Consider the following 26,744-nt stretch of genomic DNA (forward strand, 5'->3'; position numbering starts at 1 on the left):
ATGGCTACGCTCGAACTTCGCAATGTAAACAAGACCTATGGCGCCGGCCTGCCGGACACCCTGAAGAACATCGAACTGTCGATCAAGGACGGCGAGTTCCTGATCCTCGTCGGGCCTTCGGGCTGCGGCAAGTCGACTTTGATGAACTGCATCGCCGGCCTTGAGACCATCACCGGCGGCGCGATCATGATCGGCGACCAGGACGTCAGCGGCATGAGCCCCAAGGACCGCGACATCGCCATGGTGTTCCAGTCCTATGCGCTGTACCCGACCATGAACGTGCGCGAGAACATCGAGTTCGGCCTGAAGATCCGCAAGATGAGCCAGCCGGCCATCGACGAGGAAGTCGCCCGGGTCGCCAAGCTGCTGCAGATCGAGCACCTGCTCAACCGCAAGCCGGGCCAGCTCTCCGGCGGCCAGCAGCAGCGCGTGGCGATGGGCCGGGCGCTGGCGCGGCGGCCGAAGATCTACCTGTTCGACGAGCCGCTGTCCAACCTCGACGCCAAGCTGCGGGTCGAGATGCGCACCGAAATGAAACTGATGCACCAGCGCCTCAAGACCACCACGGTCTACGTGACCCACGACCAGATCGAGGCCATGACCCTGGGCGACAAGGTGGCGGTGATGAAGGACGGGATCATCCAGCAGTTCGGTACGCCGAAGGAAATCTACAACGACCCGGCCAACCAGTTCGTGGCCAGCTTCATCGGTTCGCCGCCGATGAACTTCATCCCCCTGCGCCTGCAACGCAAGGACGGCCGGCTGGTGGCGCTGCTCGACAGCGGCCAGGCCCGCTGCGAACTGCCGCTGGGCGTGCAGGACGCGGGGCTTGAGGATCGCGAAGTGATCCTCGGCCTGCGCCCGGAGCAGATCGCCCTGGCCAACGGCGACGCCAACGGTGCGCCGACCATCCGTGCCGAAGTGCAGGTCACCGAGCCCACCGGTCCGGACACCCTGGTGTTCGTCAACCTCAACGACACCAAGGTCTGCTGCCGCCTGGCGCCGGACGTGGCGCCGCAGGTGGGCGAGACCCTGACCCTGCAGTTCGATCCGGCCAAGGTGCTGCTGTTCGATGCCCAGACCGGGGAGCGCTTGGGCACTGCGGGTGTTGCGAAGGCCGAAGCGCATTCGGCCAATGTCGCCCAGTTCAAGGGGCGCTGAAGAACAAATGTGGGCGCGGGCAAGCCCGCTCCCACAGGGGTGTAAACCGCGTTGGAAAAAAACAGTTAATAACAATAAAGACGAGGATGTAGGGATGAAAATGAAACACGTCAATGCCCGTTTGATCTGCCGGATGTCGGCCGCCGCCGCACTGGTGCTGGCCGGCAACGCGATGGCCGCCGATGCGTTCAGCTCCGATTCCAAGTGGATGACCGGCGACTGGGGCGGCGAGCGCACCAAGCTCATCGAGCAAGGCATCGACATCAAGATGGACTACGTCGGCGAGATGGGCGCCAACCTGCACGGCGGCTACAACGACGACAAGACCGGCCGCTACAGCGACCAGTTCGGTCTGGGCGTGGCCCTGGACCTGCAGAAACTGTGGGGCTGGGACAACACCCAGGCCAAGATCCAGCTGACCAACCGCAACGGCGAAAACATCTCCAACGACCGCATCGGCGACCCGCGCGCCGGCACCCTGAGCTCCTCGCAGGAAGTCTACGGCCGCGGCCACATGGTGCGTCTGACCCAGTTGTGGATCCAGCATCAGTTCTTCGACAACAAGCTCGACGTCAAGGCCGGTTACTTCGGCGAAGGCGAAGACTTCAACACCTTCCCGTGCGACTTCCAGAACCTGGCGTTCTGCGGCTCCCAGGTGGGCAACTGGGCGACCAACATCTGGTACAACTGGCCGGTCAGCCAGGCGGCGATCCGCGTGAAGTACAACATCAACGACGAGCTGTATGCGCAGATCGGCGCGTACAACCAGAACCCGTCGCAGCTGGAGCACGGCAACGGCTTCAAGCTCAGCGGCAGCGGCACCGCCGGCACCGTGCTGCCGGTCGAGCTGGTGTGGTCGCCGAAGGTCAACGGCCTGCCGGGCGAATACCGCGTGGGTTACTACAAGTCCACCGCCGACGCCAACGACGTGCGTGAGGACGGCAACGGCCTGGACGCCGCGACCACCGGCGACGCCTACCGCGTGCACAGCAGCAAGCACGGCTACTGGTTCGTGGCCCAGCAGCAGCTCACCAGCCACAACGGCGACGCGTCCCGTGGCCTGAACATCGCGGCCAACGCCACCTTCCACGACAAGGACACCAACTTCATCGACAACTACCAGTCGCTGATGTTTGTCTACAAGGGCCCGTTCGACGCGCGTCCCAAGGATGACGTGGGCATCGGCTTCGCGCGCATCCACGTCAACGACGACGTGAAGAAGAACGCCGAGCTGCTCAACGTCGCCAACGGCGTTTCGGACTACGACAACCCAGTGTTCTCGCCGCTGCGCGAAACCGAATACAACTACGAGATCAACTACGGCTTCCACGTCACCAACTGGCTGACCGTGCGCCCTAACCTGCAATACATCACCCATCCGGGCGGTGTGGATGAAGTCGACAACGCTTTGGTCGCCGGCCTGAAAATTCAGTCGGTGTTCTGACGCGTCTGCGATAAGCTCCTCTCCATGTGCGCATATTTGCGGACGGCCCTGGCTGTCCGCTTTTTTTTGGGGCCGGCGCCGCCCTGTGACACGTGATTTTCAGGACCGTGGCCCATGCATGAGCATCCGCTGCAACGCTTCTTCAGATCCCTGCGCGAACGGCCGGTGTTCGCCTGGGAGCGCTATCAGATGCGCGACGTGCTGGTGATCGACCATCCGCTGTGCCAGGCGGTGTTCAGTCGTCAGGGCGCGCAGTTGCTGCACTTTCAGCCGCGCGGGCAGAAACCGTGGCTGTGGTGCGCGGCGAAGTGGCCGCACGTCGGTGCGATCCGCGGCGGGGTGCCGGTGTGCTGGCCGTGGTACGGCCGCCATCCGAGCGAGAACGCCTGGCCGTCCCACGGTTGGGCGCGGCTGCTGGACTGGAAGCTGCTCGACAGCGCCAGCGCCGAGGACGGCGTGCGCCTGCATTGGCGACTGCAGCTGTGCGACTGGCAGGTGGACCTGCATGCGCACCTGGGCGAGCGCATGGACCTGCGCCTGAGCACCGAGCATCAGGACGACATGCCGTGCCAGTTGAGCCAGGCGTTGCACGCTTACTGGCGCATTGGCGACGTCAGTGAGATAGCGCTGTCTGGGCTGGAAGGGGCGCAGGGCTACGACCAGTTGAGCCGTGAGGCTTGCCAGCAGGAAGGCGAGCTGCGGGTCGATGGTGGCTGCCAGCGGGTGTTCCAGCACGACGGCGAACTGCAGCTCAAGGATCACGCCTGGCAGCGCGAGCTGTGCATTGACACCGGCGAGAGCGCCGACACCGTGGTGTGGCACCCCGGTTCACGGCCGTTGCTGGGGGTGAGCTGGGACGAGGTGACGGAATTCGTCTGCGTGGAAGCGGCGGCGGGGGGCACCGACAGCCTGCACCTGGCGCCGGGGGAGAAGGCGCACCTGAGCCTGCAGGCCTGGGCGGCGGCCTGAGCCGGGTTTTGCGCTGCCTTTGCTGGCGCCATCGCCAGCAGGCTGGCTCCCACAGGGGATCGTGGGTGCCTGCGGTATCTCACCGAATCCTGTAGGAGCTTGCCTGCAAGCGATGACGCCGCAGCTGCCGACATCTAGGGTGCTGACACTCCGCCATCGCCAGCAGGCTGGTTCCCACAGTTTGATTGGCGCCACGGCTCCTTGTGGGAGCGGGACGGTCAGGGAAGTTGCGGATCAGTCGAACTCGTCGCCCACCGGATAGCGGCTCGCGTTCAGGCTCTCCTTGATCTTGCGCAGGTGCGGCTGGAAATCCACTCCGCGGCGCAGCGTCATGCCGGTCGCCAGCACATCCAGCACGGTGAGCTGAATGATCCGCGAGGTCATCGGCATGTAGATGTCGGTGTCTTCCGGCAGCGGAATGTTCAGGCTCAGGGTGCTGGCCTTGGCCAGCGGCGAGTTCTCGGCGGTCAAGCCGAGCACCGAGGCGCCGTTCTCCCGGGCGATGCGCGCCACTTCCACCAGTTCGCGGGTGCGCCCGGTGTAGGAAATGATCACGAACAGCTCGCCGGTGTGCGCCACCGACGCGATCATGCGCTGCATCAGCACGTCGGCATGGGCGGAGACCGCAAGGTTGAAGCGGAAGAACTTGTGCTGCGCATCCAGGGCCACGGGGGCCGAGGCGCCGAGGCCGAAGAAGTGGATCTGCCGGGCCTGGATCAGCATGTCGACGGCGCGGCTGATGAGGTTCGGGTCCAGGGCCTGGCAGGCGCTGTCCAGCGAGGCGATGGCGCTGCCGAAAATCTTTTGCGTGTAGGCCTCGGGGTTGTCGTCGGCCTCCACTGCACGGCTGACGTAAGCGGCGCCGCTGGCCAGGCTCTGGGCCAGTTGCAGCTTGAGTTCGGGGTAGCCGCTGACGCCGAACGAACGGCAGAAGCGGTTGACGGTCGGCTCACTGACCGAGGCCGCCTGGGCGAGGGCGGCGATGCTGAAGCGGGTGGCCTGCTGTGGGTTGAGCAGGATCACTTCGGCGACTTTGCGTTCGGCCTTGTTCAGCTCTTCAAGGCGACTCTGGATCTGTTCCAGTAAATTTCGCACGCGGTCCATATGGGGTTCCTAATTCACCGGCGCGGGTAGGCGCGCGGCTATGCAAATTGGGCCTTTGATGCGGCCCGTGACGGTGGCCTATCCTACTGTCGGCTCCGATCGACCACCACTCGGAATCTGCATTTTGCGAAAATGTTGTGGTTATTACTACATTTTCCCTTGAGTGATGCCTTGAAAAAAGGTATTTGTAGCTTAACTTGATAAAAGAACAAACATCATGCCTTCGATTACGGTAGAACCGTGCACCTTTGCCTTGTTCGGCGCCCTCGGCGACCTGGCCCTGCGCAAGCTGTTTCCTGCCCTTTATCACCTGGACGGCGCCGGCCTGCTGCACGAGGACACGCGCATCATCGCGCTGGCCCGTGAAGCCGGCGCCGTGGAGCAGCACTTGGCGTTCATCGCCGCCGAGCTGCGCCGCTACGTGGGCAAGGAGCTGGACGAGGCGGTAGCCGAGCGCTTCCTGGCGCGCCTGAGCTACCTGCATGTCGACTTCCTCAAGGCCGAAGACTATGAGGCGCTGGCCGAGGCGGCCGGCACCGCCCAGCGCATGATCGCCTACTTCGCCACCCCGGCGGCGGTGTACGGCGCGATCTGCGAGAACCTGGCCAAGGTCGGCCTGGCCCAGAACACCCGCGTGGTGCTGGAGAAGCCGATCGGCTCGGACCTGGAATCCTCGCGCAAGGTCAACGACGCCGTGGCCCAGTTCTTCCCGGAGAACCGCACCTACCGAATCGACCACTACCTGGGCAAAGAGACCGTCCAGAACCTGATCGCCCTGCGTTTCGCCAACAGCCTGTTCGAGACCCAGTGGAACCAGAACTACATCTCCCACGTGGAAATCACCGTGGCCGAGAAGGTCGGCATCGAGGGCCGCTGGGGCTACTTCGACAAGGCCGGCCAACTGCGGGACATGATCCAGAACCACCTGCTGCAGCTGCTCTGCCTGATCGCCATGGACCCGCCGGCCGACCTGTCCGCCGACAGCATCCGCGACGAGAAGGTCAAGGTGCTCAAGGCCCTGGCGCCGATCAGTCCGGAAGGCCTGACCACCCAGGTGGTGCGCGGCCAGTACATCGCCGGCCACAGCGAAGGCAAGTCCGTGCCGGGCTACCTCGAAGAACCCAATTCCAACACCCAGAGCGACACCGAAACCTTCGTCGCCCTGCGTGCCGACATCCGCAATTGGCGCTGGGCCGGCGTGCCGTTCTACCTGCGCACCGGCAAGCGCATGCCGCAGAAGCTGTCGCAGATCGTCATCCACTTCAAGGAACCGTCGCACTACATCTTCGCGCCGGAGCAGCGCCTGCAGATCAGCAACAAACTGATCATCCGCCTGCAGCCGGACGAAGGCATTTCCCTGCGTGTGATGACCAAGGACCAAGGCCTGGACAAAGGCATGCAACTGCGCAGCGGGCCGCTGCAGCTGAATTTCTCCGACACCTGGCGCAGCGCGCGGATCCCCGACGCCTACGAGCGGTTGTTGCTGGAAGTGATGAACGGCAACCAGAACCTGTTTGTCCGTAAAGATGAAATCGAAGCCGCGTGGAAGTGGTGCGACCAACTGATCGCCGGGTGGAAGAAGTCCGGCGATGCGCCCAAGCCGTATGCGGCCGGGTCGTGGGGGCCGATGAGCTCCATCGCACTGATCACGCGGGACGGGAGGTCGTGGTATGGCGATATCTGATGTGAAACTGCCGGCGGGCGTCAGCGCCCATGCCTTCAAGAGCCCGGTGCTGCTGGCCGAAGGCCTGGCGCTGAGCGTGGCCAAGCAACTGGGCGATGCCATCGCCGCCCGTGGCCACGCGGTGCTGGTGGTGTCCGGCGGGCGCAGCCCGGTGGCGTTTTTCCAGCACCTGGCCAAGCAGGACCTGGACTGGGCGAACGTCACCGTGACCCTGGCCGACGAGCGCTGGGTGCCGGTGGAACACGCCGACAGCAACGCCGGCCTGCTCAAGCAGTACCTGCTCAAGGGCCCGGCGGCCAAGGCGCAGTTCCTGAGCCTGTACAGCGCTGCCGCCAGCGTCGAGCAGGCCGCCGAACAGGCCGACCGCCTGCTCGGCGAGCTGCCGGCCATCGATGTGCTGGTGCTGGGCATGGGCGACGACGGGCACACCGCCTCGCTGTTCCCCGACAGCCCGAACCTCGCCCAAGCCTTGCAGGCCGACGGCGCGCGCCGATGCTGGCCGATGCTGGCGCCGAGCGTGCCGCGTCAGCGCCTGACCATGAGCCGTGCGCTGCTGGCCTCGGCCCGGCACAAGATTCTGTCGATTTCCGGCCAGTCCAAACTGGCCACCCTGAACGCCGCAGTGGCCGGCGACGATGTCGCCGCCATGCCGGTCCGCGCGTTTCTGCAACCCACGTTAGAGATCTACTGGTGCCCATGAGCCAAGGAACAGCCGCTATGACAAACCCATCCCCGACCGTTTCCATGGCGGACAAAGTTGCCCTGATCGACAGCCTCTGCGCCAAGGCGCGGATCCTGCCGGTGATCACCATCGCCCGCGAACAGGACGTGCTGCCGCTGGCCGACGCCCTGGCCGCCGGTGGCCTGACGGCGCTGGAAGTGACCCTGCGTTCGCAGTTCGGCCTCAAGGCGATCCAGATCCTGCGCGAACAGCGTCCGGAACTGGTGACCGGCGCCGGCACCGTGCTCGACCGGCACATGCTGGCCGCCGCCGAAGCCGCCGGCTCGCAGTTCATCGTCACGCCGGGCATCACCCGCGACCTGCTCGAAGCCAGCGTCGCCAGCCCGGTGCCGCTGCTGCCGGGCATCAGCAACGCCTCCGGCATCATGGAAGGCTATGGCCTGGGCTACCGCCGCTTCAAGCTGTTCCCGGCCGAAGTCAGCGGCGGCGTGGCAGCGATCAAGGCCCTCGGCGGCCCGTTCGGCGAAGTGAAATTCTGCCCGACCGGCGGCGTGGGCCCGGCCAACATCAAGAGCTACATGGCGCTGAAGAACGTCATGTGCGTGGGCGGCAGCTGGATGCTTGATCCGGAGTGGGTCAAGAACGGCGACTGGGCCCGCATTCAGGAATGCACCGCCGAGGCCCTGGCGCTGCTGGACTGATTCCGCTTCACCCGACACTTCGTTGTGTGTTCTACGGCTTTACGGTGCGCTTGGTCGGTGCACCGTTTTTTTTTGCCCGGCGAAAAGCGGCGGGGGACATCCCGCAGCACATCCCGCGATACATCCCGCGATACATGCCGCGATACATGCCGCGATACATAGTTACCGCACGACCGATCACCAGCGGCGCTAACCTGCGTGCTTCTTACGCAAAGGAGAACGCGTCATGGATGATCAGTCTTCAGCGCCGTCGTCTTGCACGGTTTACCAGTTGGCCCCCGAGCAAGTCGCCGGGCCGTACTTCCGCAATCCGAAACTGCTGCGGCGCAACATCAGCGAAGGCGCCGAGGGCCTGCCGTTGCTGCTGCGCCTGACCATCGTGGACGCCATGACCGGCGAGCCGGTCAACGGTGCGCTGGTGGACATCTGGCACTGCAATGCCCGCGGTGCCTATTCCGGCTGGAGCCGGGTCGATCCGGATGTGGAGGTCGACGCGGAGGCCGTCGGTTCGGTGCCGCGCACCGACGACGACACTTACTTGCGTGGCAGCCAGTTCAGCGACCCCAAGGGGCGGGTACGCTTCACCACCATCTATCCCGGCTACTACGCCGGGCGCACGCTGCACATCCATGTGGCGGTGCGCATCCCCAGCGGCCACGCGTACCTGGAGGAACGTCATGTCGCCTGGGTCGGCCAGCTGTACTTTCCCGAGGTCGTCTCCCGGGCGGTGCTCAACGCCAAGGCCTATCGCGGACGCGCCTCGTCACCCCTGGGCAACGATCAGGACGCCTACTTCAGCGGCATGGGCGGCGAGGCCTCGACGCTGACCGTCTGGCCGGTGGGGCGCGACAGCCACGAAGACGGGTTCTTCGGCCATTTGACGATCGGCATCGACACCTTTGCGGTGTCGACGCAGATCAAGCCCGAGGACTTCGACAAGTACACGGTGCAGGAGGTCAGCGCAGTTCGTTGAGGGCGACGACCAAGCGCTGCATGTCGGCTGCGGTGGTGGTCAGCCCCGGCGTGATGCGGATGCAGGGGCCGCACGCCGAGCCGTTGCGCGCCACGGTGAACAGGTTGAACTCGTTGAGCAAGCGATCAACCAGCACCTGCTGGTCGGGGTGACGGGTGAAGCGCATCGAGGTGATGCCGCAGTACAGGCGCGGGTCGTCCGGGGTCATCACTTCGATGCCCGGCAGGTTGCGCACGGCCTTCACCCACAGGTCGCGCAGGTGGTTGAGCCGCGCGCCCTTGGCGGGTGCGCCGCCCAGTGCCCGGTGTTCCTCGAACACCAGGGGCAGGGTCATCAGCGCCGGAAAGTTCGGGGTGCTGTAGGGGGTGCGCGAGCGGATGTCGGTGACCGGGAAGTGCGCTTCCGCCATGTCCGGATCGATGTCGGCCAGACGCTGCGGCGCGATGTAGAGGAACCCGAGGGTCAGCGGCGAACCGATCCATTTGTGCAGGTTGAAGCCGGCGAAGGCGATGCCCAGCGCCTCAAGGTCGAAATCGATCTGGCCGAGGGCATGGGCGCCGTCGAGGATGATGTCCACCCCGTGCTCCTTCGCCTGCGCGGCGATGGCCTGCACCGGCATCACCAGGCCGGTGCGGTGGGTGACGTGGGTCAGCGCCATCAGCTTGAGGTTCGGGTAGCGGACGAACGCTTCGCGGTACGTCGCCAGCAAGCCGTCGAAGCTGGCCGGGTGCGCATGCTCGATCTCGATCACCTCGACCCCGCGGCTGCCGGCGAGCCAGCGCATGGCGCTCTTGACCGTGTCGTACTCCAGGTCGCTGATCAGCACCTGGTCGCCCGGCCGCAGCCGGTTGTAGTTGCGGATCAGCGACTGCAGGGCGGCGGTGGCGTTGCAGGTGAAGGCGACGCTCTGTGCCCGCACGCCGATCAGCTCGGCCAGATGCGCGCGGATCTCAAGGCTGTCGTGCTGCTCGAAACGCTGGCGCACGTAGACCGAGTTGCTGTTGTTGATCAGCTCGATGTTGCGCTGGTATTCCTCGACCACGGTGCGCGACATGCGTCCGAAGTAGCCGTTTTCCAGGTTGATCGGGCCGGGCTGGACATCGTAGCGGTCGGCGAAGGTTTGCCAGAAGGCTTCGTCTCGGGCGCGGCGGGTGTTATCGGGCATGGTCGGCTCGCAACAGGGGGGGCGCCTCAGTGGCGCGGGGCGGGTTTGCCGTGTTTGGCGCGCAGCGGTTCAAGCAGGTCCGACAGACCGTTGTGATCGATTTCGTGCATCAGCGCCAGCAGGCCACCGAGCTCGCCGTTCGGGAAGCCCTCACGGGCGAACCAGTTCAGGTACGGGCCGGGCAGGTCGGCGATGATGCGTCCCTTGTACTTGCCGAAAGGCATTTCGCGGGTGATCAGCAGTTCGAGTTTCTCAGGGTTCATCGGGGGTAGATCCGGATTCGTTACGCTTCGGAAAATACAGGCATTCTGCATGCAGGCCAAATGACAGATCATGCAAATAAAGGGGATACAGATTTTGCCTTTCTTTATAACTCATTGATTTTTAATGGGTTAATTCAGAATCTGGCGCTGGCACGGCCGCTGCAACACCTCCTTGCATCTTCCATCGAATGTGAGGAATCAAAAAATGACCGACATGAACAAAGAGGCCATCTCCGTACTCAACGACCTGATCGAAACCAGCAAGGACGGTCAGGAAGGGTTCAAGACCTGTGCCGAAGACATCAAGCATCCGGAACTCAAGGCGCTGTTCGTCAAACGCTCCGGCGACTGCGCCGCGGCGGCCGCCGAACTGCAGGCGACCGTGCGTTCGATGGGCGGTGATCCGGAAACCTCCACCAGCGTCAGCGGCGATCTGCACCGCCGCTGGGTCGACGTCAAGGCGATGTTCACCGGCAAGGATGAAGAAGCGGTGCTCAATGAGGCCGAGCGCGGCGAGGACCACGCCCTGAAGGCGTACCGCGACGCCATCGACAAGATCAACAAGCACAATCTGGTGGGCATCCGTGACCTGGTCGAACGCCAGTACCACGGTGTGCAGCGCAATCACGATCAGGTGAAGGCCCTGCGCAATCAGGCCCGCGCGCGCTCATGATCCAACACCGCTAAAGCCGGAACTGTGGGAGCGAGCCTGCCCGCGATGGCGTCAGAACAGTCAGCATCGGTATCGACTGTCAGACGGCTTTCGCGGGCAGGCTCGCTCCCGCATTGTTTTGGGCCATGCCGGTTCGCGTCAGCCGATGCTGATCGCCGGCAAGGTCGGCAGCGTCACGGTCTGCTGCTTGCGCGGCGCCAGGATCTCGGCTTCGCCGTCCACCACCAGCTCGTCGCGCTGGTTGAAGACGCGGGTGGCGATGCGCACGCGGAATTTCGGCAGTTTCTCAAGGATCTCCAGGCGTACGGTCAGGGTGTCGCCGATCTTCACCGGCTTCTGGAAGCTCATCTGCTGGCCGATGTAGATGGTGCCGGGCCCAGGCAGCTCGCAGGCGACGGCGGCGCTGATCAGCGCACCGCTGAACATGCCGTGGGCGATGCGCTCCTTGAACATGCTGGCGGCGGCGAACTCGGCGTCCAGGTGCACCGGGTTGTGGTCGCCGGACATCGCGGCGAACAGCTGGATGTCGCGCTCTTCGACGGTCTTGCTGTAGCTGGCGGTCTGGCCGACTTCAAGGGCTTCGTAAGGGATGTTGGTAACCTGGGTCATCGGTTTCGGTTCCTGTGACGGATGGGGTGAATCCAGAAAGATTACTCGGACCGGTGCGGCCGGCGGTGGCTCAGGGCCTGGTCGATCCAGGCCAGCACATCGGCGGTCACTTCGTCGCGGTTGGTCTCGTTGAACAATTCGTGCCGCGCCTGCGGATAGATCTTCAGTTGCAGGTTCTGGCTGCCGGCCGCGCGCAAGGCATCGGCCAGATCAGTCAGACGCTTGCCTTCGCTCACCGGATCACATTCGCCGCCGATCACCAGCAGCGGCAGGCCCGGATCGATCTGGGCGAGATTGGACGCTTTGCTGATCTGCTGCAACCCGCCGAGCAGGTCGATCCACAACTGGTTGGTGCAGCGGAAACCGCACAGCGGATCGGTGGCGTACTTGTCGACTTCGGCCGGATCGCGGCTCAACCAGTCGAAAGCGGTGCGCGCCGGCTTGAAGCGCTTGTTGAACGAGCCGAACGACAGCCATTCGATCAGCGCGCTGCGGCCCTTGGCGCCCTGGCGCAGTTTCTCGAAGCAGGCGATCTGCCGTGCCGCGCGGTACAGCGCCACGGGCTGGAAATTCGAGCCGCTGAGGATAGCCCCGTGCAGGCTGGCGCTGTGGTGCAGCAGATAGGCCTGGGTCAGGTAGCTGCCCATGCTGTGGCCGAGCAGCACGATCGGCACGTCGGGGTGGGCCTGGCCGATGTGCTGGTTGAGGCTGGCCAGGTCGCCGACGACCTTGCACCAGCCGTCGTCGTCGGCGAAATGCCCGAGGGTGCCGGAATCGGCGGTTTTGCCATGTCCGCGCAGGTCCGGCGCGTACACGCCGTAGCCTTCGGCGCACAACCGATCCGCCAGCCGGGCGTAGCGGGCACTGTGTTCGGCCATGCCGTGGGCCAGCAGGATCACCGCCTTCAGCGGCGCGGCGGGCAGCCACTGGTTGACGAAGAGACGGGTGCGGTCATTCGCGTCCAGCCAGAAGGTGTCGTGGATCATGGCGATTCCTTTGCAGAGCTGCCCGGTTCGAGGTCGTTGCATTGTATAGCGCGTCCGATCCGCCCGCGCCACGGCCGCAAGATTCACGGGATCAATGGGGACGCTGCCCGTATTTGCCTGATTGACCATAGCTGCTAGTGTCCGGGGAGCCCCGCTTTTCGCGCTGCGCATTCAAAAGTGACAGAGAGGCGGCCCCGGAACGGCTCAGGTAAAGAGGACAAGAACAATGCAACCTGATTTCTGGAATGACAAACGCCCGGCGGGCGTGCCCCTGGACATCGACGCGGGTGAGTTCAAGTCGGTGATCGAGGTGTTCGAGCGTTCCTGCAAGAAATTCGCGGACCGCCCGGCGTTCAGCAACATGGGCGTGACCCTGACCTACGCCGAGCTCGAACGTCACAGCGCGGCGTTCGCCGGCTACCTGCAGGCGCACACCGATCTGGTGCCGGGGGACCGCATCGCGGTGCAGATGCCCAATGTCCTGCATTATCCGATCGCCGTGTTCGGCGCGTTGCGGGCCGGGCTGATCGTGGTCAACACCAACCCGCTGTACACCGCGCGGGAGATGCGTCACCAGTTCAAGGACTCCGGCGCCCGGGCGCTGGTGTACCTGAACATGTTCGGCCAGAAGGTGCAGCAAGTGCTGGCGGACACCGACATCCAGTACCTGATCGAAGCGAAGATGGGCGACCTGTTGCCCACCGCCAAGGGCTGGCTGGTCAACACGGTGGTCAGCAAGGTGAAGAAGATGGTGCCGGCCTATTCGCTGCCCCAGGCGCTGTCGTTCAAGAGCGCGCTGCGCCTGGGCCGGGGCCTGGGCATCAAGCCGCTGAAGGTCGGCCTGGACGACATCGCCGTGCTCCAGTACACCGGCGGCACCACCGGCCTGGCCAAGGGTGCGATGCTCACCCACGGCAACCTGGTGGCCAACATGCAGCAGGTGCGCGCCTGCCTCGCCCAGCTGGGCAGCGACGGCCAGCCGCTGCTGCGCGAAGGGCAGGAGGTGATGATCGCGCCGCTGCCGCTGTACCACATCTATGCGTTCACGGCGAACTGCATGTGCATGATGGTCTCCGGAAACCACAACGTGCTGATCACCAATCCGCGGGACATCGGCGGCTTCATCAAGGAGCTGAAGAACTGGCGCTTCTCGGCGCTGCTGGGGCTCAACACCCTGTTCGTCGCGCTGATGGATCATCCGGACTTCAAGTCCCTGGACTTCTCCAGCCTCAAGCTCACCAACTCCGGCGGCACCGCGCTGGTCAAGGCCACCGCCGAGCGCTGGGAACAGCTCACCGGCTGCCGCATCACCGAGGGCTACGGCCTGACCGAAACCTCGCCGGTGGCCTGCACCAACCCCTATGGCGACCAGTCGCGGCTGGGCACGGTGGGCCTGCCGGTGCCGGGCACCACCTTGAAGGTCATCGACGACGCAGGGGTCGAGCAGGCGACAGGGGAGCGCGGCGAGCTGTGCATCAAGGGGCCGCAGATCATGAAGGGCTACTGGCAGAAGCCCGAAGCCACCGCCGAGGTGCTCGACGCCGACGGTTGGTTCAAGTCCGGCGACATCGCCGTGATCGATCCCGACGGCTTCGTGCGCATCGTCGACCGCAAGAAGGACATGATCATCGTCTCGGGCTTCAACGTGTACCCCAACGAAATCGAAGACGTGGTGATGGCCCACCCGAAGGTGGCCAACTGCGCGGTGATCGGCGTGCCGGACGAGCGCTCCGGCGAGGCGGTGAAGCTGTTTGTGGTGGCCCGGGAAACCGGCGTGAGCCTGGAAGAGCTCAAGGCCTACTGCAAAGAGAATTTCACCGCCTACAAGGTGCCCAAGCACATCGTGCTGCGCGAGTCGTTGCCGATGACGCCGGTCGGCAAGATCCTGCGGCGGGAGCTGCGGGACATCGCCTGACGAACTGCGTCTGACGCCATCGCGAGCAGGCTCGCGCCTACAGAGGCATGGACACTTCTGTAGTCGCGGGCCTGCTCGCGATTTTTTAGGGGGATGTCCCCGAAAACCGGGGCTTTCAAGGGTGTATAGGTTTTTTGCTCTAAAATGACTTTTAAAGGGTCTTGAGTCATTTAAATGACTGTGGCGACCACTTTTGGCTCTAGTCGCCCCTTGGCAAAGCTGCTACTCTCGGCGCGCTTTGTGACTTCTCGGCCTTGAAGAAAAGCCAGACTCACCACAATAAACACACACCAATAACAATCGCATCGAATGCGGTGTTGAATTCGCGTTGCTGAGGAGTGGGCTTCCATGATCGAAGACTTTTGGAAGGATAAGTACCCCGCTGGAATTGCTGCCGACATCAATCCAGACGAGTACCCGAATATTCAAGCAGTGCTGAAGCAGTCCTGCCAGCGCTTCGCCGACAAACCGGCTTTCAGCAACCTGGGCAAGACGATCACCTACGGTGAACTTTACGAATTGTCCGGTGCCTTTGCCGCGTACCTGCAACAGCATACCGATTTGCAGCCCGGTGATCGAATCGCCGTGCAGCTGCCCAACGTCCTGCAGTACCCGGTGGCCGTCTTCGGTGCCATCCGCGCCGGGCTGATCGTAGTCAACACCAACCCGCTGTACACCGCGCGGGAGATGGAACACCAGTTCAACGACTCCGGCGCCAAGGCCCTGGTGTGCCTGGCGAACATGGCCCACCTGGCCGAGGCCGTGGTGCCCAAGACCGGCGTCAAGCACGTCATCGTCACCGAGGTCGCCGACCTGCTGTCGCCGTTCAAGCGCCTGCTGATCAACAGCGTCATCAAGTACGTGAAGAAGATGGTGCCGGCCTATCACCTGCCCAAGGCCGTCAAGTTCAACGACGTGCTGAGCAAGGGCCAGGGCCAGCCGGTGGCCGAGGCCAGCCCGGCCAGCGGCGACGTGGCCGTGCTGCAGTACACCGGCGGCACCACCGGCGTGGCCAAGGGCGCGATGCTGACCCACCGCAACCTGGTGGCGAACATGCTGCAGTGCAAGGCGCTGATGGGCTCCAACCTCAACGAGGGCTGCGAGATCCTGATCACGCCGCTGCCGCTGTACCACATCTACGCGTTCACCTTCCATTGCATGGCGATGATGCTGATCGGCAACCACAACATCCTGATCAGCAACCCGCGCGACCTGCCGGCGATGGTCAAGGAACTGTCGAAGTGGAAGTTCAGCGGCTTCGTCGGCCTCAACACCCTGTTCGTGGCGCTGTGCAACAACGAAGGCTTCCGCAAGCTGGACTTCTCGGCGCTGAAGGTCACCCTGTCCGGCGGCATGGCCCTGCAACTGGCGGCGGCCGAGCGCTGGAAAGCGGTCACCGGCTGCCCGATCTGCGAAGGCTACGGCATGACCGAAACCAGCCCGGTGGCCACGGTCAACCCGATCCAGAACATCCAGATCGGCACCATCGGCATTCCGGTGCCGTCGACCCTGTGCAAGGTCGTCGACGATGCCGGCGTCGAGCAGCCGATGGGCGAGATCGGCGAGCTGTGCGTCAAGGGCCCGCAAGTGATGAAGGGCTACTGGCAGCGCCAGGAGGCCACCGACGAGATCCTCGACAGCGAAGGCTGGCTCAAGACCGGCGACATCGCGCTGATCCAGCCGGACGGCTACATGCGCATCGTCGACCGCAAGAAAGACATGATCCTGGTCTCGGGCTTCAACGTGTACCCGAACGAGCTGGAAGACGTGCTGGTGACCCTGCCGGGCGTGCTGCAGTGCGCGGCCATCGGCATCCCTGACGAGAAGTCGGGCGAGGCGATCAAGATCTTCATCGTCGCGCGGCCGGGCGTCACCCTGACCAAGGAACAGGTGATGGAGCACATGCGCGCCAACGTCACCGGCTACAAGGTGCCGCGTTCGGTGGAGTTTCGCGATTCGCTGCCGACCACCAACGTCGGCAAGATCCTGCGCCGCGAACTGCGCGACGAAGAGCTCAAGAAGATCAAGGCCAAGAACGCCAGCGCCGCGTAAACAAGAAGCCCCGCAGATGCGGGGCTTTTTTTTGCCGGTGGCCGTGGCGAGGGCGGGTTCTGCCTTACTGGCGGAACCTGGCGAAGTTCACGTTCGTGCCCGCCGGGCGCATGTCCTGCAGGAACGAATCCTTGTCGGCGCTCAGTTCCAGGCTCAGGGCGGCCTTGCGCTTGCCCTGGTTGCGCACCACCAGGCCGTCGAGCTGTTCGCGCAGGAACGCGGTCGGCACCTTAACGTGCAGCAACTCGTCGGTGGCCGGGGTGTGCATCAGCAGGTGGATCCACGGGTATTGGCCGATCGCCAGGCGCGACATCGGGATGTCGAACCACCAGATGTTGCGGTTGCGGTTCAGTTCGGTGAAGTGGCAGTTGTTGACGCCGAGCACGGCTCCGCCCAGTTGCTGGTTGATTCGGGCGATGGCCTGCGGTTTGTCGAGTTTCATGGGAATCCTGCGGGTCGGTCTTGGGCGCGTGGCGCCCGTCAGGTGGCCATTCTCGGGGCAAACCCGGCAAACATAAAGCCCGGCATGCCCGGCGCGACGAATGAAGGCCGCCGAAAATAAATGAAACCTTGGGCGAACGCGGTCAGTCCACCGTTGCGTAATGACATTTCCCCGTCAATGTTCCAAGGAGAATCACCATGGGCAGCACGAGCGATAAAGTGAAAGGCATGGCCAACGAAGCGGTCGGCAACGTCAAGCAAGGCGTCGGCAAGGCCACCGACAACCAGCGTCTGCAGGCTGAAGGCAAGCTGCAGGAAAAGAAAGGCGAAGCCCAGCAAGCGGTCGGCAAAGCCAAGGACGCGATCAAGAAAGGTGTCGACAAGGCGTGACCCGGCCTTGAACGATTCACCCCGGCGGCCATCCAAGGATGGCCGTTTTTTGTGCCGTTCACCTGCGGTCACGGAACACGGTGTTTCAACGGCGCCAAGTAAGCTACCTTGATGAAAGAGCACGGCCCCTGAGTCGCCACGACTTGAACCTGTTTGCGGCGAAAGGAGACGCGAATGATTTTTCCGGACATGAAAGGTCTGCCCCTGCACCGGGTGATGGTGCGCACGGTCACTGAATTCATCGCCGACGAGATGTCGACCTATGCCTCGGCGCTGGCCTACCAGATGCTGTTCTCGCTGTTCCCGTTCATCCTGTTCCTGATCGCCCTGATCGGTTTCCTGCACCTGCCGGACTTCTTTTCCTGGCTGCGCCTGCAATCGGAGCTGGTGCTGCCGCCCCAGGCGTTGGAGCAGGTCAACCCGGTGATCGACCAGTTGCAGCAGTCCAAGGGCGGCTTGCTGTCGGTGGGTATCGTGGTCGCCCTGTACACCGCGTCCGCCGGCGTGCGGCTGATGATGAGCGCGATGAACGCCGCTTACGACGTCGTCGAGGGCCGGCCGATCTGGAAGCGCTTTCCGCTGTCGGTCATCTACACCGTCGGCATCGCCGGGATGCTGCTGGTGGCCGCCGCGCTGATGGTGCTCGGGCCCCAGGTGATGGGCTGGATCGCGTCGCAGGTGGGGCTGGAGGAAGCGGTCGTCACGGTGTGGACGATCGCCCGCTGGCCGGTGATCGTGATCCTGATGATGGTCGCGGTGGCGGTGATCTACTACGTGATGCCCGACGTCAAGCAGGAGTTCCGCTTCATCACCCCCGGCTCGGTGCTGGCGGTGGTGGTCTGGATCGTCGCCTCCCTGGGCTTCGCGTTCTACGTCAAGACGTTCGCCAACTACAACGCGATGTATGGCAGCATCGGCGCGATCATCGTGCTGTTGCTGTACTTCTACATTTCCGCGGCGGTGCTGCTGCTCGGCGCGGAGATGAACGCGGTGATCGAACACATGTCCAGCGAGGGCAAGGATCCGGGCGAGAAAGTCCCCGGCGAGCTCGCCGAACATCCCAAACAACACGTTTCCGGCCTGGGGCGCGACCATTCGCTCAAGCCGAACGCAGACGAAGCCTGACCATGATCCGTGAAATCCTGAAGATGGGCGACGAGCGCCTGCTGCGCATCGCGCCGCCGGTGCCGGCCGAGATGTTCGACACCCCTGAACTGTGGCAATTGATCGACGACATGTTCCAGACCATGGAAAGCGTCGGCGGCGTCGGGCTGGCGGCGCCGCAGATCGGCGTCGACCTGCAGCTGGTGATCTTCGGCTTCGAGCGCAGCGAGCGTTATCCGGACGCCGAAGCGGTGCCGCAGACGATCCTGATCAACCCGCTGATCACGCCGTTGAGCCCGCTGACGGAAGAGGGCTTCGAGGGCTGCCTGTCGGTGCCCGGCCTGCGTGGCGCGGTGGACCGCTATCAACAGATCCGCTACGAAGGCGTCGACCCCAAGGGCCAGCCGATCGTGCGCACGGCGTCGGGCTTCCATGCACGGGTGGTGCAGCATGAGTGCGACCACCTGATCGGCCGGCTGTACCCGTCGCGCATCACCGATTTCAGCAAGTTCGGTTTCACCGAGGTGATGTTCCCCGACCTCGATCCCAACGCCGACGACTGATTCTGGACCTGCAGGCGCCCGCCTGCCGGCGATGGCGGCGCGTCCGTCGAGGAAGAGGTGGCTGACATTGCGCTATCGCCAGCAGGCTGGCTCCCACAGGAGAATCCTGGCCAATCAGCCAATCAGCCCGCCGGTCAGCTCCGACGCGGCTCAAGCCCCATCGCAATCATCGGCTTGCTTCGCGCATAGCGGCTCAGGCGTTCGGCCAGGGCGTAGGGCAGGGCGGTGTCGACGCTGAACCCGTGCCGCTCGTAGAAACCCCGCAAGTCCGGATGGCAGAACAGCCACACCGGTTCATCCACACCGCTCACCGCTTGGGCCATCAGCCGGGCCGCCAGGCCCTGTGCGCGGCAGTCGGGAGCGACGAACAAGCCGGTCAGCCAGTGCCCGCCGGCCACCGGCCGCAGGCACAGCGCGGCGACGATCTCTTCGCGCCGGGCCACCCACAGCTGCGCTTCGCGCACGGCTTTCATCGACGAGCCGTGGGTACGGTAGAACTTGTTCATCAGCGGCCAGGACAGGGCGTCGAGCCGGGCGTACAGGGTGTCGGGCATGGCGGGGCACCGGGCTGGCGAAAGGGGCGGATTATACGGCGCGCATCCCTGAAAAAATAATCTGCAAGATTGGCGAGGGCCGTTGCACAGAAGGAGGTGAATCCTGTGCCGAGCCTTGCCATGACCCACTATTTCGACGATGACCATCGCCAGCAGATCGAAGCCCTGCGCCGACGCTTCACCGCCCGCACCGAATGGCCGACCTGGCTGCTGCTGATCGGCGTTTACGGTGCCTGGTTCGCGGTGGTGCTGGGCAGCGGTCGGCTCGGTCTGTGGTGGAGCACCGCGCTGCTGATCCCGTTGCTGGTGCTGTGGCTGTCGGTGCAGCACGAACTGCTTCACGGCCACCCGACCCGTTGGGTGGCGCTGAACAAGCTGCTGGGCTATGCGCCGTTCGCGGTCTGGTATCCGTACACCCTCTACCGCGACAGTCACCTGCAGCACCATCGCGACGAACACCTGACGACCCCCGGCATCGACCCCGAGAGCCGCTACCTGAGCGCCGAACATTGGCGCGGCAGTTCGCTGCTCGGGCGCAGCCTGCACTGGCTGAACAAGACCGTGCTCGGCCGCTTCATCCTCGGCGCGCCGCTGGCGTTGCTGGCGCTGGCCGGCGAAGAGCTGCAACGCCTCAAGCGCGGCGAGCGGCAGGCCTGGCGCATGTGGCTGACCCACGGCGCCCTGACCGTGCTGATGCTGGTGTTCATCGCCCGTTGCAGCGTACTGCCGGTATGGCATTACCTCTTGCTGATCAGCGTGCCGGCGCTGTCGGTGGCGATGATCCGCTCCTACTACGAACACCGCCCGCACGTGCGACCGGAGCAGCGCACCGTGCTCAACGAGGCGGGATGGCCATGGCGCTGGCTGTTCCTGAACCTCAACTTTCACTTGGTGCACCATGACCTGCCGAAACTGGCGTGGTACGACCTGCCCCAGGCTTACCGGATGCGCCGGGCGCAGTGGGTGGCGCGCAGCGGCGGGTTCGTGGTGCAGGGGTACGGGCAGTTGTGGCGCAGGCATGGGCTCAAGCCGATCGACAGCCCTGAGCATCCCTTTCACTGATCCACCGCCATCGCGAGCCGGCTCGCGCCTACACAGGAAACTCGCTGAATGGATGACCGTTCATGACCCGACGCCACGCCGAACTCTTGATGTACACGGCCCCGGAACCGATCCGCGCCGCCAACGAACGCTGGTTGGCGCAGATCCTCGACCACCTGGGCCATAGCCGGCTCAGCGCCGAAGGCCTGTCGCTGCCTGAGCTCTGGCTGTCCCCCGATTTGCTGTTGGCCCAGACCTGCGGCTATCCGTTGATGACGGCGTTGAACGGCCGGGTGCGCCTCGTCGGACGGCCCCGCTACGAACTGCCCGACAGCGGCGCCGGCCACCATTGCAGCCTGATCCTCGCCCGGGCCGCCGATCCGCGCAGCACACTGGCGGACTTTCGCGGCAGTCGCGGGGTGATCAACAGCGACGATTCCAACAGCGGCATGAACCTGCTGCGCCAACGCCTGGCGCCGCTGCAACGTGAGGGAAGGTTCTTCGGATCGGTGGGGCACAGCGGCGGCCACCGCGAGAGCCTGCGCTGGCTGCGCGAGGAGCGCGCGGATCTGGCGGCCATCGACAGCGTGACCTACGCCTACCTGGCGCGACATGCCGCCGTCGAGGTCGAGGGGCTGCGGGTGGTGGAGCGCAGCGAACCGAGCCCGACCTTGCCTTTCATCACCCGGATCGGCGCCACGGACGAACAGGCCGAGAACCTGCGTCAGGCAATGAACCGGGCGCTGAGGGCGTTGCCGGACGTGGCGCAGACCCTCGGCCTGCCGGAAGTGCTGCCGGCCAACGAAAGCGATTACCGGATCCTGCTCGGCTATCGGGACGAGGCGCAGGCGTTGGGTTATGGCCATGTGCAGTAGCGGGTTCATCAATTCAAATCTGGAATATAAAAATTCTTTTTGAGTATTTTTAACGCATAAGGCGCCTTGCTAGGATCGCGCCACCGGACAACCGGACATACCGCGACCCTAACCCAAGGAGCCCACATGTCCGGCGCCGTCCTGTCCCGTCGTCACCCCGTCGAAGGCCTGTTCCGGGCCCATTACCGCTGGCTGTGCGCTCGCCTGCGGCAGCACCTGAGCGACGATGCCGGCGTCGAGGACATCGCTGCCGAAACCTTCGCCCAAATGCTCGAGTCCTCCGGCCCCGACGCGATCCGCGAACCCCGGGCCATGCTCACCACCATCGCCCGGCGCCTGCTGTACCAGCGTTGGCGGCGGGCCGACCTAGAGCGGCGTCACCTCAATGCCCTGCACCTGTGCGAGCCGCAGGCCTGCGCGTCTCCCGAAGAGCTGGCGCAGCTGTCGCAGGCTCTCGGCTGTCTGGACCGCAGCCTCAAGCGCTTGCCGGGCAAGGTGCGCTCGGCCTTCCTGCTGGCCCGCGTCGATGGCCTCACCTACCCGCAGATCGCCGCCGAACTGGGCATTTCCCAGCGCTCGGTCAGCGACTACATGACCCGTTCCCAAGCCCTGTGCGACCGCCACAGCGCCAACCAACCCCTGATCCGCCCCCTACAGAACAAGAGGTTCGCATGAGATCGATCAAAACACTGCTCGGTGGTTCGCTGCTCGCCCTGAGCCTGACCGTCGGCCACGCCGTGGCCACCGAGAAAACCGCGCCGATCCATTTCGGCGACATCACCTGGGAAAGCGGCAGCTTCATCACCGAAGTGCTGCGCCTGATCGTCGAGAAGGGCTACGGCTACCCGACCGACACGTTGCCGGGCAGCACCGTCAGCCTGGAAGCGGCGCTGGCGAAGAACGATATCCAGGTGATCGGCGAAGAGTGGGCCGGGCGCAGTCCGGCGTGGGTCAAGGCGGCCGCCGAAGGCAAGGTGTTCGGTCTGGGCGACACGGTCAAGGGCGCCACCGAAGGTTGGTGGGTGCCGGAATACGTGATCAAGGGCGACCCGGAGCGCGGCATCAAGCCATTGGCGCCGGAGCTGAAGTCGGTGGCGGACCTGCCGCTCTACAAGGACGTGTTCCGCGATCCAGAGGATCCGAACCGCGGGCGTTTCCTCAACAGCCCGACCGGTTGGACGTCGGAGATCGTCAACAGCCAGAAGCTCAAGGCGTACGCGCTGACCGACAGTTTCGTCAACTTCCGCACCGGTTCCGGCGCGGCGCTGGATGCGGAAGTGGCGTCGTCGATCAAGCGCGGCAAGCCGGTGCTGTTCTACTACTGGTCGCCCACGCCTTTGCTGGGCCGCTACAAACTGGTCAAGCTCGACGAGCCGCCGTTCGACGCCGAAGCCTGGAAGACCCTGGCCGACGCGAGCAACCCCAACCCCAAGGGCACCCGTTCGATGCCGGCCAGCCTGGCCATCGGCGTGTCGGCGCCGTTCAAGGCGCAGTACCCGGATCTGGTGGCGTTTTTCGAGAAGGTCGATTTTCCCATCGATCAGTTGAACCGCACCTTGGCGGGCATGAGCGAGAAACGCCAGCCGCCGCGCCAGGTCGCCGAAACGTTCCTGCGCGATCAGCCGCAGGTATGGACACCGTGGGTGCCGGCGCAGGTGGCCAGCAACGTGACGGCGGGCCTTTGAAGTTCACTGACGGGCAAATAGGGTGGGCGCCGGCCTGCTGGCGATGGCTTCCGTCAAAACGCCCCTTGGCCTGATCCATGTTGTCGCTCCGGCAGGTCTGGAGCAGGGGCGACACACTTCACCCGGTTTCCTTCTCCGCGTCCCTTGCGCTGAACCGTTTCTTGTTCATTTCGCCCTCGGTACTGGCCGACTAATGGCCTTGCGCCGGGTATTGCCCTGTCTATGCTCACGTGTAACTAACTATGTCGATCGCAACTCAATGCGATTCGACCGCAAACAGTTAGTGGCTGAACAATAGCTGCCAGAGTGCGCAATTAAAGGCACCGACACTGTACCGACAAGGAGCATCTGTTAAATGGAAGTTCTCGTGCATGTTAGGGTTGGCCCGCGTGCGGGCTATCAAGAGAAGGATGTCTTGATAAGAACGTCGCCACAGGGACGCTCGGATTAAACATCATTTATCACCTGACAACTTCCTCCCGTGGAGGAAGGCGTGTGCCTGTTCTGTGGAACGTAGTGGTGGATCTTGAAAGACCTGAACTTTCATCAAATCAAAAGACCGCGCGGAAGGTGACAGAAACATGTTCAACCTACATCACAAGGCTGACCTGCAGGAAATCGAACGTTTCAGTTGTGCCCTGACCGAAGCCAACGCCAAGTTGGCGGCCATCAGCGGGTCGATGGCCATGATCGAATTCACCCCCGAAGGCATCGTGCTGGATGCCAACGAAAACTTCTGCCGGACCATGGGCTACGGTGCCGACGAGGTGCGCGGCAAGCATCACCGGATCTTTTGCGAGGAAGCGTTCTACCGCAGCGAAGAGTACGCGAAGCTGTGGCGCGACCTGGCCCGTGGGGAGCCGATCAGCGGTACGTTCCTGCGCTTGCACAAGAGCGGTCGGGAAATCTGGCTCGAAGCCAGTTACATGCCGGTGTACGGCCCGGACAAACAAGTGCGCAGCGTGATCAAAGTGGCGTCGGACATTACCGACCGCGTCAACAAGGAGCACGAAGAGGAAAACATGCTCGCGGCGATCGGCCGATCCATGGCGGTGATCGAGTTCACGCCCGAAGGCAATGTCATCACCGCCAACGAAAACTTCCTCAAGACCATGCAGTATTCGCTCAATGAGATCATCGGCCACCACCACAGCCTGTTCTGTCACCGGGCCGAGGCCGAGTCGGCGCAGTACAAGGCGTTCTGGGCGTCGCTCAACCGCGGCGAATATCACTCGCACCGTTTCGAGCGCAAGAACAAGTCCGGGCAGACGGTGTACCTCGAAGCCTCCTACAACCCGCTGTTCGACGCCAAGGGACGGTTGTACAAAGTGGTGAAGTTCGCCAGCGACATCACCCACCAGATGAACACGTTGCAGACCGCTGCGGAATCGGCCCACAGCACTTCGGTGCAAAACGACGCCTGCGCGCAAAAGGGTTCGCAGGTCGTGCAGCAGACCGTGCAGATCATTCAGGACATTTCCCGCGACCTCAACGAGGCGGCGCTGAGCATCGATGCGGTGAGCAAGCAGTCGGACATCATCGGCACCATCGTCCAGACCATCCGCGGCATCGCCGACCAGACCAACCTCTTGGCGCTCAACGCGGCCATCGAGGCGGCGCGGGCGGGGGAGCACGGGCGCGGGTTCGCGGTGGTGGCGGACGAGGTGCGCAGCCTGGCGGCGCGGACCAGTCAGGCGACCCTGGAAATCGTCGAAGTGGTGCGCAAGAACCATGACCTGTCGTTGAGCGCGGTGTCGAGCATGCAGTCGAGCCTGAGCCGCACCGGGCTGGGGGTGGAGCTGGCGAACGAGGCGGGGGATGCGATCCGCGAGATCCAGCAGGGGTCGCGGCATGTGGTGGATGCGATCAGTCAGTTCAATGAGACCCTGCAACTGAACTGACCCGTCAGTTGCCAGGTTCGACATTCGTTGAACCAAAAACCAAGGGCAGCGGAGGCTGCCCTTGTTGAAGTGACGCAGAGCGATGGTGGCTCATCCTCTATATTCGGCTTTGAAGCTACCTTCGAACACCGTTAACCCAAAGTCCCCCAGATAAGTCCCCTTGAATGTCCCTTCTTGAGATACAGGATTGGTACCAATGGTGACGGTTCCTGTGCCACTGATCTGAAACGTTCGGCCTCCAACTCGGTATTGGAGGGCGGGCCCGGTCCCGCTTTCGGGTTTGAAACTCAATTCATGCGTGCCGGGTGAAAGATCCCCAGCGTAAGCAATCTGTACAAAGGACTCATCGTTATCGGCAAACGCAGAAAAGAGATTCGATCCGAAGTTGACCTGTTCTGAAAGAAAGTCTGTTCCAATGGGGTCACCATTGTAGGTGGACTTGGCGCTGCATTTACCTTCGAAAGCTAGGGTAGCCATAATGAACTCCTGTTCAGTTGGTCTGCGATCACGGATGTGATCACAGGCCGAGTGAACAGGTTTTTCTTTGGCAGCAGTACTGTCAGATCTGACAGGGCAGGCTGTTTTTCGGATTAACGGTCGTCGGCAGAGTGGCTGGGTTCACTCTTTGATCAGAGTGCCGCGAGGAACTTGTCCGCCATCTTGTCGCTGTCCTTGATGTCGTTGACGTTCTCCTTGTCCGATTGCGCCAGTTTCATCTTGTCCTGCAGGCGCTGGGCGATTTCCTTGGCCACGGCCAGTTGCTTCTCCGGCGGCATGGCTTTGATGTCCTCCTCGGTCAGGCCCATTTCCTGCAGGATGCTGTCGCGCAGGCGCTGCTCCGGCGACTTGCTCATGTAGTCCTTGAACTCTTCGGTGGCGGTCTTGGCGCCGATCTTGGCGTTGGAGGCGTCGGTGGTCTGCAGGCCGACGCGGGTCTTGGCGAAGGCTTCGTCGACGTTGTCGCTGATGCGCGCGGCCTCGCTGACTTGCTGGGTGGCGACCTGGGTCGCCGAGTCCTGCACCTTGGCGGTGGTTTCGGCATTCTGCGCCTGAGCCTGGGCTTGCAGGGTCTGCAGCATCGGGGCGAGGCCGCCTTGCAGACCGGCGGCCGCAGTGGTGGTGGCATCGTCATTCAAATGCTTGGGCAGATGGATGATTTGCTGTTGTTTGGCACTGACCAACATGATGGATTGACCTGTAGGTAATGACTGTCGGGTTAACTTCAGCAATTACCGTGCCTTCTTTTAAATTCAATATTTTCAATGGGTTGAGTGCGGCTGCAGCCTTCTGGGCGGTCAGCCTTTGCCGGTCGGCGGCAGTGGCTGACCGTTGCCCCTCACGCCACCGGATCCGGCAACGCCGAGGCCGGCAGGCCGAACACCCGGTCGAACAGCCAGTTGAAGGCAAACGTGTAGCAGGGGATGAACACGATCAGCGCCAGATCCAGCAGGAAAGCCTGCACCAGGCTGATGTCCATCCACCAGGCGATCAGCGGAATCAGGAACACGATCAGCGTCAGCTGGAAACCCACGGCATGGGCGATGCGCCGTTTGACCGTGCGCGTGCGGGACGTCTGCAGGCTTTCCCAGCGCTCGAAGAGCGAGGTGTAGATGAAGTTCCAGGTCACGGCGATGGTGGTGATGATTACCGCCAACGGCCCGGTGCTGCCGGGGGAGGTGCCGGACAATAGCGCCAGGCCGAGGGCGGAGAAGGTCATGCCGATCACTTCGTAGAGCGACACGTAGACCAGTTTGCGTTTGACGCCTTGCATGGGGATTGCCTCTTTCTTGCGACTGACGGCCAGCGGGG

Annotated in this window: 27 protein-coding genes and 2 pseudogenes; 19 read left to right on the plus strand and 10 right to left on the minus strand. The window is 63.6% G+C overall.

Features of this window, described 5'->3' with window-relative positions; translation table 11 throughout:
• The 3 genes from CAG31_RS10235 (at window position 1) to CAG31_RS10245 (ending at window position 3,574) form a co-directional block, all read left to right on the plus strand.
• Window positions 1-1,161, plus strand: coding sequence for an ABC transporter ATP-binding protein (locus CAG31_RS10235; protein WP_085580546.1), 1,161 nt, complete (start codon window positions 1-3; stop codon window positions 1,159-1,161).
• A gap of 94 nt (window positions 1,162-1,255) precedes the next feature.
• Window positions 1,256-2,605 carry a carbohydrate porin gene (locus CAG31_RS10240; protein ID WP_085580548.1) on the plus strand — a complete coding sequence of 450 codons (1,350 nt, stop codon included), beginning with the start codon at window positions 1,256-1,258 and terminating at the stop codon, window positions 2,603-2,605.
• A gap of 114 nt (window positions 2,606-2,719) precedes the next feature.
• Entirely contained in the window at window positions 2,720-3,574 is an 855-nt protein-coding gene (locus tag CAG31_RS10245; protein WP_085580550.1) for a D-hexose-6-phosphate mutarotase, read from the plus strand.
• A gap of 234 nt (window positions 3,575-3,808) precedes the next feature.
• On the opposite strand, the gene CAG31_RS10250 is transcribed toward CAG31_RS10245, so the two are convergent.
• Window positions 3,809-4,669: a MurR/RpiR family transcriptional regulator gene (locus tag CAG31_RS10250; protein WP_170929938.1), complete on the minus strand. Its 861-nt coding sequence runs from the start codon at window positions 4,667-4,669 to the stop codon at window positions 3,809-3,811.
• Window positions 4,670-4,895: 226 nt separating this feature from the next.
• Between CAG31_RS10250 and zwf the strand changes: the two genes are divergently transcribed.
• From zwf to CAG31_RS10270, 4 genes are all read left to right on the plus strand, one after another.
• On the plus strand, window positions 4,896-6,362 hold the full coding sequence (gene zwf, locus CAG31_RS10255; protein ID WP_085580555.1) for a glucose-6-phosphate dehydrogenase: 1,467 nt from the start codon (window positions 4,896-4,898) through the stop codon (window positions 6,360-6,362).
• A complete protein-coding gene (gene pgl, locus CAG31_RS10260; RefSeq protein ID WP_085580557.1) occupies window positions 6,349-7,062 on the plus strand; it encodes a 6-phosphogluconolactonase in 714 nt (237 codons plus the stop codon). The genes zwf and pgl overlap by 14 nt, the downstream gene beginning before the upstream one ends.
• 17 nt (window positions 7,063-7,079) lie before the next feature.
• Window positions 7,080-7,745, plus strand: a complete 666-nt coding sequence (locus CAG31_RS10265; protein WP_085580559.1) for a bifunctional 4-hydroxy-2-oxoglutarate aldolase/2-dehydro-3-deoxy-phosphogluconate aldolase — start codon at window positions 7,080-7,082, stop codon at window positions 7,743-7,745.
• A gap of 226 nt (window positions 7,746-7,971) precedes the next feature.
• A complete protein-coding gene (locus CAG31_RS10270; protein ID WP_085580561.1) occupies window positions 7,972-8,718 on the plus strand; it encodes an intradiol ring-cleavage dioxygenase in 747 nt (248 codons plus the stop codon).
• Here CAG31_RS10270 and CAG31_RS10275 read toward each other — a convergent pair.
• Window positions 8,702-9,883 (minus strand): aminotransferase class V-fold PLP-dependent enzyme, encoded by a 1,182-nt coding sequence (locus tag CAG31_RS10275; protein ID WP_085580563.1) that lies wholly within the window; start codon window positions 9,881-9,883, stop codon window positions 8,702-8,704. The two genes, CAG31_RS10270 and CAG31_RS10275, sit on opposite strands and share 17 nt — an antisense overlap.
• A 26-nt stretch (window positions 9,884-9,909) precedes the next feature.
• Window positions 9,910-10,146, minus strand: coding sequence for a DUF3820 family protein (locus CAG31_RS10280; RefSeq protein ID WP_085580565.1), 237 nt, complete (start codon window positions 10,144-10,146; stop codon window positions 9,910-9,912).
• A 205-nt stretch (window positions 10,147-10,351) separates the two neighbouring features.
• On the opposite strand from CAG31_RS10280, the gene CAG31_RS10285 reads away from it, so the two are divergent.
• The gene (locus CAG31_RS10285) at window positions 10,352-10,819 is read left to right on the plus strand and encodes a PA2169 family four-helix-bundle protein (protein ID WP_085580567.1); all 468 of its coding nucleotides are present in this window, start codon (window positions 10,352-10,354) and stop codon (window positions 10,817-10,819) included.
• A 138-nt stretch (window positions 10,820-10,957) separates the two neighbouring features.
• Here the strand turns inward: CAG31_RS10285 and CAG31_RS10290 are convergent, their stop codons facing one another.
• Together CAG31_RS10290 and CAG31_RS10295 are read right to left on the minus strand one after the other, a co-directional pair.
• Window positions 10,958-11,428, minus strand: a complete 471-nt coding sequence (locus CAG31_RS10290) for a MaoC family dehydratase (protein WP_003227420.1) — start codon at window positions 11,426-11,428, stop codon at window positions 10,958-10,960.
• A 41-nt stretch (window positions 11,429-11,469) separates the two neighbouring features.
• Window positions 11,470-12,414, minus strand: coding sequence for an alpha/beta hydrolase (locus CAG31_RS10295; protein WP_085580569.1), 945 nt, complete (start codon window positions 12,412-12,414; stop codon window positions 11,470-11,472).
• A gap of 226 nt (window positions 12,415-12,640) precedes the next feature.
• Here CAG31_RS10295 and fadD2 point away from each other — a divergent pair, with 226 nt between their 5' ends.
• Window positions 12,641-14,329, plus strand: coding sequence for a long-chain-fatty-acid--CoA ligase FadD2 (fadD2, locus tag CAG31_RS10300; protein ID WP_085580571.1), 1,689 nt, complete (start codon window positions 12,641-12,643; stop codon window positions 14,327-14,329).
• 348 nt (window positions 14,330-14,677) lie between these two features.
• Window positions 14,678-16,381, plus strand: a complete 1,704-nt coding sequence (gene fadD1 / locus CAG31_RS10305; RefSeq protein WP_085580573.1) for a long-chain-fatty-acid--CoA ligase FadD1 — start codon at window positions 14,678-14,680, stop codon at window positions 16,379-16,381.
• Window positions 16,382-16,445: 64 nt separating this feature from the next.
• Here fadD1 and CAG31_RS10310 read toward each other — a convergent pair whose 3' ends face one another.
• Complete coding sequence (locus CAG31_RS10310) at window positions 16,446-16,823, minus strand: hypothetical protein (protein ID WP_085580575.1); 378 nt, start codon at window positions 16,821-16,823, stop codon at window positions 16,446-16,448.
• Window positions 16,824-17,020: 197 nt separating this feature from the next.
• Here CAG31_RS10310 and CAG31_RS10315 point away from each other — a divergent pair, with 197 nt between their 5' ends.
• From CAG31_RS10315 to def, 3 genes are all read left to right on the plus strand, one after another.
• A complete protein-coding gene (locus CAG31_RS10315) occupies window positions 17,021-17,212 on the plus strand; it encodes a CsbD family protein (protein WP_085580577.1) in 192 nt (63 codons plus the stop codon).
• Between the two features lie 174 nt (window positions 17,213-17,386).
• A complete protein-coding gene (locus tag CAG31_RS10320) occupies window positions 17,387-18,337 on the plus strand; it encodes a YihY/virulence factor BrkB family protein (RefSeq protein ID WP_085580580.1) in 951 nt (316 codons plus the stop codon).
• Between the two features lie 2 nt (window positions 18,338-18,339).
• The gene (gene def / locus CAG31_RS10325) at window positions 18,340-18,879 is read left to right on the plus strand and encodes a peptide deformylase (protein ID WP_085580581.1); all 540 of its coding nucleotides are present in this window, start codon (window positions 18,340-18,342) and stop codon (window positions 18,877-18,879) included.
• Between the two features lie 134 nt (window positions 18,880-19,013).
• Here def and CAG31_RS10330 read toward each other — a convergent pair whose 3' ends face one another.
• Window positions 19,014-19,433 (minus strand): GNAT family N-acetyltransferase, encoded by a 420-nt coding sequence (locus tag CAG31_RS10330; protein ID WP_085580582.1) that lies wholly within the window; start codon window positions 19,431-19,433, stop codon window positions 19,014-19,016.
• A gap of 120 nt (window positions 19,434-19,553) precedes the next feature.
• Here CAG31_RS10330 and CAG31_RS10335 point away from each other — a divergent pair, with 120 nt between their 5' ends.
• From CAG31_RS10335 to CAG31_RS28960, 6 genes and pseudogenes are all read left to right on the plus strand, one after another.
• Complete coding sequence (locus tag CAG31_RS10335; RefSeq protein WP_085580583.1) at window positions 19,554-20,495, plus strand: fatty acid desaturase; 942 nt, start codon at window positions 19,554-19,556, stop codon at window positions 20,493-20,495.
• A gap of 62 nt (window positions 20,496-20,557) precedes the next feature.
• Window positions 20,558-21,349 (plus strand): phosphate/phosphite/phosphonate ABC transporter substrate-binding protein, encoded by a 792-nt coding sequence (locus tag CAG31_RS10340; RefSeq protein WP_085580585.1) that lies wholly within the window; start codon window positions 20,558-20,560, stop codon window positions 21,347-21,349.
• 126 nt (window positions 21,350-21,475) lie between these two features.
• The gene (locus CAG31_RS10345) at window positions 21,476-22,024 is read left to right on the plus strand and encodes a sigma-70 family RNA polymerase sigma factor (protein ID WP_085580587.1); all 549 of its coding nucleotides are present in this window, start codon (window positions 21,476-21,478) and stop codon (window positions 22,022-22,024) included.
• On the plus strand, window positions 22,021-23,034 hold the full coding sequence (locus CAG31_RS10350; protein WP_085580589.1) for an ABC transporter substrate-binding protein: 1,014 nt from the start codon (window positions 22,021-22,023) through the stop codon (window positions 23,032-23,034). Before CAG31_RS10345 ends, CAG31_RS10350 begins: the two co-directional genes overlap by 4 nt.
• Before the next feature lie 686 nt (window positions 23,035-23,720).
• A pseudogene (locus CAG31_RS28955) lies at window positions 23,721-24,386 on the plus strand (PAS domain-containing protein); the annotation flags it as partial.
• Window positions 24,387-24,503: 117 nt separating this feature from the next.
• Window positions 24,504-24,935 (plus strand): annotated as a pseudogene (locus CAG31_RS28960) (methyl-accepting chemotaxis protein); the annotation flags it as partial.
• A 90-nt stretch (window positions 24,936-25,025) separates the two neighbouring features.
• Here CAG31_RS28960 and CAG31_RS28115 read toward each other — a convergent pair.
• From CAG31_RS28115 to CAG31_RS10365, 3 genes are all read right to left on the minus strand, one after another.
• On the minus strand, window positions 25,026-25,412 hold the full coding sequence (locus CAG31_RS28115) for a hypothetical protein (RefSeq protein WP_139831415.1): 387 nt from the start codon (window positions 25,410-25,412) through the stop codon (window positions 25,026-25,028).
• 152 nt (window positions 25,413-25,564) lie between these two features.
• Window positions 25,565-26,119, minus strand: a complete 555-nt coding sequence (locus CAG31_RS10360) for a hypothetical protein (protein ID WP_085580593.1) — start codon at window positions 26,117-26,119, stop codon at window positions 25,565-25,567.
• Between the two features lie 152 nt (window positions 26,120-26,271).
• Window positions 26,272-26,706: a PACE efflux transporter gene (locus CAG31_RS10365; RefSeq protein ID WP_085580595.1), complete on the minus strand. Its 435-nt coding sequence runs from the start codon at window positions 26,704-26,706 to the stop codon at window positions 26,272-26,274.
• Window positions 26,707-26,744: the final 38 nt, after the last annotated feature.

Origin of the sequence: Pseudomonas sp. R25(2017) (assembly GCF_002112565.1) — a bacterium.
Lineage (GTDB): Bacteria > Pseudomonadota > Gammaproteobacteria > Pseudomonadales > Pseudomonadaceae > Aquipseudomonas > Aquipseudomonas ekonensis.